This window comes from Citrobacter sp. S55_ASV_140 (assembly GCF_018919505.1).
Taxonomy (GTDB): domain Bacteria; phylum Pseudomonadota; class Gammaproteobacteria; order Enterobacterales; family Enterobacteriaceae; genus Citrobacter; species Citrobacter werkmanii.
The window spans coordinates 1-5,637 of record NZ_JAHLQZ010000230.1 but is presented as its reverse complement, the minus strand read 5'-3'; the positions used below and the strand labels follow the sequence as shown (position 1 = coordinate 5,637).

At 52.3% G+C, this 5,637-nt stretch carries 5 protein-coding genes and 4 tRNA genes; 1 reads left to right on the top strand and 8 read right to left on the bottom strand.

The window, feature by feature from the left end:
* A partial coding sequence (locus KQJ18_RS21090; protein WP_216422663.1) for a tetratricopeptide repeat protein occupies nt 1-644 on the top strand: 644 nt, incomplete at its 5' end.
* 523 nt (nt 645-1,167) lie between these two features.
* Here the strand turns inward: KQJ18_RS21090 and KQJ18_RS21085 are convergent.
* From KQJ18_RS21085 to KQJ18_RS21050, 8 genes are all read right to left on the bottom strand, one after another.
* Nucleotides 1,168-1,244: transfer RNA gene (locus KQJ18_RS21085), tRNA-Pro, on the bottom strand.
* A gap of 41 nt (nt 1,245-1,285) precedes the next feature.
* Nucleotides 1,286-1,371, bottom strand: a tRNA-Leu gene (locus KQJ18_RS21080).
* 20 nt (nt 1,372-1,391) lie between these two features.
* A tRNA-His gene (locus KQJ18_RS21075) sits at nt 1,392-1,467 on the bottom strand.
* A 56-nt stretch (nt 1,468-1,523) separates the two neighbouring features.
* Nucleotides 1,524-1,600 (bottom strand) — tRNA-Arg (locus tag KQJ18_RS21070).
* A gap of 102 nt (nt 1,601-1,702) precedes the next feature.
* On the bottom strand, nt 1,703-3,088 hold the full coding sequence (locus tag KQJ18_RS21065; RefSeq protein ID WP_204525440.1) for an amino acid permease: 1,386 nt from the start codon (nt 3,086-3,088) through the stop codon (nt 1,703-1,705).
* A gap of 276 nt (nt 3,089-3,364) precedes the next feature.
* The gene (wecG, locus tag KQJ18_RS21060; RefSeq protein ID WP_069325088.1) at nt 3,365-4,105 is read right to left on the bottom strand and encodes a lipopolysaccharide N-acetylmannosaminouronosyltransferase; all 741 of its coding nucleotides are present in this window, start codon (nt 4,103-4,105) and stop codon (nt 3,365-3,367) included.
* Nucleotides 4,105-5,460, bottom strand: coding sequence for an ECA oligosaccharide polymerase (wzyE, locus tag KQJ18_RS21055; RefSeq protein WP_199951744.1), 1,356 nt, complete (start codon nt 5,458-5,460; stop codon nt 4,105-4,107). Before wzyE ends, wecG begins: the two co-directional genes overlap by 1 nt.
* Nucleotides 5,457-5,637, bottom strand: a 181-nt coding sequence (locus tag KQJ18_RS21050; protein WP_216422662.1) for a TDP-N-acetylfucosamine:lipid II N-acetylfucosaminyltransferase, incomplete at its 5' end; no start/stop codon positions are given. The genes wzyE and KQJ18_RS21050, both read right to left, overlap by 4 nt.

Below are 5,637 nucleotides of genomic sequence, written 5' to 3'. Positions count from 1 at the left end.
ATCCGGAAGTGCTGCGTCTGGCTGAGCAAGCCTACATTCGCACCGGCGCATGGAGTTCGTTACTGGATATCATTCCATCTATGGCTAAAGCGCACGTGGGTGATGAAGAGCACCGCGCAATGCTGGAACAACAGGCATGGGTAGGTCTGATGGATCAGGTTCGCGCCGATCAGGGCAGTGAGGGGCTACGTACGTGGTGGAAAAACCAGAACCGTAAAACCCGTCATCAGGTTGCCCTGCAGGTCGCGATGGCTGAACATCTGATTGAGTGCGACGATCACGATACGGCGCAGCAGGTCATCATTGACGGTCTGAAACGTCAGTATGACGACCGTCTGGTGCTGCCGATCCCGCGCCTAAAAACCAACAACCCGGAACAGATAGAAAAAGTGTTGCGCCAGCAGATTAAGGCCGTTGGCGATCGCCCGTTGCTGTGGAGCACGCTGGGGCAATCGTTAATGAAGCATGGCGAATGGCAGGAAGCCACGCTCGCCTTCCGTGCTGCGCTCAAACAGCGCCCGGACGCCTACGACTACGCCTGGCTTGCTGACGCGCTGGACAGGCTGCATCAGCCGGAAGAAGCCGCCACCATGCGCCGTGATGGTCTGATGTTGACGCTGCAGAACAACAATCCCCCGCAGTAATTCCCTCTTGCCCGGTGGCGCTTCGCTTACCGGGCAATTGTATACACAAAATCATTCAAGATGCATCAAGGCGGCAAGTCTGGGAATCCCCAAGAGCTTACATAAGTAAGTGACTGGGGTGAGCAGACGTAGCCAACAAAGAGGCAGCTTGAAGGATGACGTGTATATGCATAAAAAAACGCCCGCTCGGTAAGGAGCAGGCGTTAAACAGGTCTGTATGACAACATAATGGGTGCTTCACTCAACGTTATGTCCATGGTGTTTGATGAGGCCTGAGCGACATCTGTCTGTGGACGATAAGCACCGTAAACGGCTCTGCATCATTCCTGAGTTTATGAGGCCTGATGGCGAACATAAGAGATGGAATGAGCATCTACCCGTATATTATTGCACAACGCATGCCACGATTGCACTGCAAAAACTATGGATTCGAACTTTTTAAGACATCAGGTAATTCGCGGGAATAAAGGCTGAGGAGGGAAAATCAGAAAACAAAAAACCCCGCCGAAGCGGGGTTCAAAATTGGTCGGCGAGAGAGGATTCGAACCTCCGACCCACTGGTCCCAAACCAGTTGCGCTACCAAGCTGCGCTACTCGCCGTTTTACTGCTTTTTGAATTTTTAGTTCAATTCTTTAAGTCGTGGTGCGAGGGGGGGGACTCGAACCCCCACATCCTAAGGACACTAACACCTGAAGCTAGCGCGTCTACCAATTCCGCCACCTTCGCATTTCACAACTTTAAATTAATGGGGTGGCTAATGGGATTCGAACCCACGACAACTGGAATCACAATCCAGGGCTCTACCAACTGAGCTATAGCCACCACTGCAAATCTTTTACGCGGTATTAAAACCACCGCAGCTCCGGCACCTAACTAAATGGTGCGCCCGACAGGATTCGAACCTGAGACCTCTGCCTCCGGAGGGCAGCGCTCTATCCAGCTGAGCTACGGGCGCTTAGCGCCGTTGCGGGGCTGGATATTACGGAGGTCTCGGTCTTCTGTCTAGTGCTTTTTTAAAATAAATTATCGTTTGGTCATGGTTTGTGCGTTTTGTCGCTTATTCCCGCAATTTATGGGATGTGCCATGACGATTCAGACCAAAAACCTTATAAATGAGCGTCACAGCCAGTAAGAAGATAATCCCAACAAACAGCGACATTCGGGTATCTTCATTAAAGTACATACCGATTAATACGCAAATCAGGAACGCCATCGTCAAATAATTCGCCCACGGGAACAGAATCGAGCGGAAAGGATGACTGGCGATCGCCGCTTTATGCGCCTGACGGAAACGCAGCTGGCTTATCAGGATCACAAACCACGGCACCATCCCCGGCAACACGCTGGCGCTATAGACATAAACGAACACCCGTTGCGGATTGGGAATGATGTAGTTCAGGCACGAACCAATCAGCAGGATCGCGATAGAAATCGCTACACCGGCAACCGGCACGCCATGGCGAGAGACTTTTCCAACAGCGGCTGGTAGCTGGCGATTCTTTGCCAGCGCGTAGAGCATACGCCCACAGCTGTACATGCCGCTGTTACAGCCAGACAGCGCCGCCGTCAGGACCACAAAGTTAATAATCCCTGCCGCGGCGGTAATACCAATCTTGGCAAAGGTGAGAACAAACGGGCTGCCGTTGCTGCCAATCTCGTTCCACGGGAAAATAGTGACGATAACAAAGATCGCGCCGACGTAGAAAATCAGGATACGCCACAGCACCTTCCCCACCGCGCTACGCAGCGTGACCTGGGGGTTCTTCGCCTCACCCGCAGTAATGCCGATCAGCTCTACGCCCTGGTAGGAAGCCACGACAATACACAATGCCGTCAGAAAGCCCTTCCAGCCGCCGGCAAAGAAGCCGCCGTGGTCGGTCAGGTTGCCAAAGCCAATCGCCTGGCCACCGTTGCCAAAGCCGAAGAAAATGACCCCTAACCCAATAACGATCATCACAATGATGGTGGTCACTTTGATCATGGCAAACCAGAATTCAATTTCACCATACAGGCGAACCGCGGCGAGGTTTGCCAGCGCAACCAGCCCGACAGCAATCAGGGCGGGTATCCATTGCGCCATTTCCGGGAACCAGAACTGTACGTACACCCCGATGGCGGTAATCTCTGATATCCCCACCGCCATCCACATAAACCAGTATGACCAGGCGGTGAGATAGCCAAAGAAGGGACTCATGTAACGGTGCGCGTAAACCGCGAATGAACCGGCAACCGGCTCGAGGAATAACATCTCCCCCATGGAACGCATAATGAAAAAGACGAACAGGCCCGCGACGATATACGCCAGCAGGACCGAAGGCCCCGCCCATTTCAGGGTACTGGCGGCGCCCATAAACAGTCCGACGCCAATAGTGCCTCCAAGGGCAATTAATTCGATGTGACGAGCCTCCAGCCCACGCTGTAGCTCAGGTTTGTTCTCGGCCATAAATCCTCTTGATGTGTTTGCATGCTGTCCGGTATTACCGGTTCTCGTTATGGGTACATCTTGTTATTCCATAACAGGCCATACGGCACCGACCGCTTAACGGTTGGCGCCAAAAACACCACGGCACTGTAATGATTGTTGCGAATGGTTTCCTAAAATCGCTTAAATGGCAATTAAAGCATTCAAAAAATGAATGGATTGTGCGAGAAAGCAGCGATTATGTTGTGAATAAGTAGCGTGATTAGCAGATCACGCTACTTATCAGAGGAGAGAGCATCAGAGGTTGCCGGTATAGTGCCAGCGGAGATAGCGCAACAAACGAAGTTGACGGGTGATACGGCTCGGCTGTGACAGTAAGCGATACAGCCACTCCAGCCCCAGATTTTGCCAGAGTTTAGGCGCACGCTTAACGTGACCGGTAAAGACGTCGTAGGTCCCCCCTACCCCCATATACAGCGCTTCAGGGTGGATCTTCCGGCAATCACGCATAAAAATTTCTTGTTTCGGCGATCCCATCGCTACCGTCACAATTTGCGCACCGCTGGCATGGATACGTTCAAACAATGCCTGACGCTGCTCCGGCGTAAAATAACCGTCCTGGCTACCCACAATGTTCACATGCCACTGCGCACGCAATTTGGCTTCGGTTTGCGCCAGAACCTCAGGCTTGCCGCCAATCAGGAAAACCGGCGTTCCCTCCTGCCCGGCTCTCGCCATTAGCGCTTCCCAGAGATCGGCCCCCGCTACGCGTGAAATCTGAGCCTGCGGGAATTTTTTACGCACCGAACGCACCACGCTAATACCATCCGCATATTTGAACTCAGCGGCGTTAATCAGATCCCGCACTTCAGGGTTATCTTCTGCCGTCAGCATTTTCTCGGCATTGATAGCCACCAGCGTTCCAGGCCTGAGGCGTCCTTCGGCAAACAGGTAATTTAGCGCGTGTTGCATATCGCGCCAGCCAATCAGTTGTAGTCCGCGCAGCGAATAGAGTGGCGCAGTTGTGTTATCCGTCATTACGATCCTTCAATCTGTGTCTGGGGCAGCGATTTAATTCGTTTATGGATAAGTCCCGCGCTATCGAATAGCCAGAACAGCAGTTTTGCCACCAGCAGACAAACGCCAAAAATCACGAGGAAAAAGACCACTCGCGAGACAAACGAATCCAGTCCTTCACGTGCCAAAACGATCATATTGAAAATGGCGCCAAAACAGAAACTGTGCAAAATGGCCGCCTTGTAGCGATTGGTTTCGCGGTTACCTAATTCATATAGCCAGTCGAACCATTTAATAATTAACCCGACGACAATCGCGCCTAACGGTATAAACAGTGCCCCGCCCATCACCACCAGCGAACCAATTAACGTGGGTGAAATCGCCAGCCCCGAGTGGTTGTTCAACACTTCCCAGGTAAAGTAGTTCGCGGAATTGAGAACGATACTCGGCCGCCCAGGCCACAGCCAGGTGGGGATAAAGACGTAGAAATCACGGACGATCGGCGCCAGCCCCTGGAACTCAATATTGTGGTAGTTCTGCAGCAACAGCGCCAGGTTTTCCCACGGTGAGAAAGTATCACGCGTCAGGTACAGGAACGTATAGAACGCCTCGTCACCGCTCACGTTCATCCCGTAGCGTTTCAGCGCCAGCCAGAACATACCGACGATGCCCAACACGCCTGCTGCGGCCAGCATCCACAGCGAAATCCAACCGCGAATAATGCCGATAAACAGAAAGATGGCAAATGCGATAATAATATTGGCGCGCGTTCCGCCGACAATCATATAGGTCAACAAGCCAAACGCGACGGTGCTTACCAGGAAGAACAGCCACGCTTTGCTGTCCTGACGCAGAAAGTAGACCACCAGCATCGCCGGAATGAAGAAGTAGAAGAAGCGCTTTAACGCCACGCCAGAGACTTCACTGGAAAAAATCTGGCTGTAGGATTGCAGTCTGAACAGCAGGAACCCATTGTGCATAAAGAAGACGCCCACGCTCACCAACGCAATCGCCATCAGAATAACCCAGGTTAAATGGGCTTCAACGCGATTAATGGTAAATAGCGGCCTGCGCGGCTTATCCTCTACGCGCTTACGTAAACGCGTTTTATACGTCACGTAGTAAACGGCATAGAAGCAAGCGGCTGACAGCAAAGCCTGCAGCAAGATCTCCGGGGGCGCTACCGCCACATCAAAACGAAACACCAGGATGCTGGTCAGCGGGAATCCGAAGAAGAACGTTAGCAAAAACAGCAACGAGAAAAAGACGTTGAAGTTAAAACGCACGCGGCGGAATTCAAACCAGGTCAGCGTGGCGATAAACAAAGTGGAGAGCAGCCAGACCACCAGCAGCCCGCTGAATTGCATCAGGCTCATTTAGTTTCTCCTGAAGCAATGCGCAGCGCGTTATGCCACGGCTGCAGATAATTCGGACTAAAGAAGGTGATCGTATTTTTATCTACCAACGCCAGTTGCCGCTGCGCTTCGCGTACGAGACCTTCATTGAGTTGATCTGTCGTAAACAGAACCGGGATATTTTGCTCTGCCATATCC

Excerpts from the sequence above, each read along its gene's own strand:
- wzyE (WP_199951744.1), bottom strand. The coding sequence starts at position 5,460 with ATGAGCCTGATGCAATTCAGCGGGCTGCTGGTGGTCTGGCTGCTCTCC.
- KQJ18_RS21065 (WP_204525440.1), bottom strand. The coding sequence starts at position 3,088 with ATGGCCGAGAACAAACCTGAGCTACAGCGTGGGCTGGAGGCTCGTCAC.
- wecG (WP_069325088.1), bottom strand. The coding sequence starts at position 4,105 with ATGACGGATAACACAACTGCGCCACTCTATTCGCTGCGCGGACTACAA.